This window comes from Prevotella rectalis, from assembly GCF_900607215.1.
Lineage (GTDB): Bacteria > Bacteroidota > Bacteroidia > Bacteroidales > Bacteroidaceae > Prevotella > Prevotella brunnea.
In genome coordinates, this window is the sequence record NZ_LR027822.1 from 311465 (window position 1) to 312084 (window position 620).

At 50.8% G+C, this 620-nt stretch carries 1 protein-coding gene; it reads left to right on the forward strand.

The window, feature by feature from the left end:
* On the forward strand, positions 1–620 hold a 620-nt coding region (locus tag E0E16_RS15095; RefSeq protein ID WP_181951353.1), incomplete at both ends, for an IS256 family transposase.

The window sequence follows — 620 nt, forward strand, 5'->3', positions numbered from 1 at the left end:
CTTTCCTCCCACTATTTAGCCGTCTATATCGACGCCACCTTTATTTCCACCCGTAGGGACAGACAGGTGTCCAAGGAGGCCTACTATACCATTCTGGGGGTATTGGAAGACGGCAGCAGGGAGGTGCTCACGGTTGTCAATCATCCCACAGAAGGGGCTCTGTGCTGGAAAGACGAGCTTGAGGCCTTGAAGCAAAGAGGCGTCGAACAGATAGACTTAGTCGTTTCCGATGCATTGCAAGGAATAGAGAATGCCGTCTGTGCAGCCTTTCCAGGTGCCGCACACCAGTTCTGCGTGGCACACGTTAAGCGGCAGATACTCAGCGGCGCATCACATAAAGGCAAACCGGTAATGGCTCAGCAGCGCAGTGAGGTGTTCCAATTGGACAACAGCGAGATGAATTCCTTGCAGGGATGCGAACAATTCATTACCTTCGTCGAGAAATGGGAAAGGAAATATCCTGCACTAAGAAAGTACAAGGCCGAACGCAACAGTGCCTACTTCACGTATATGGACTTCCCGGCCCAAGTGCAGAGGTGCATATATACGACCAACTGGATTGAAAGGCTCAACAGGAAGTACAGGAGAACCATCCAAATGAGAACATCCATGCCATCAGA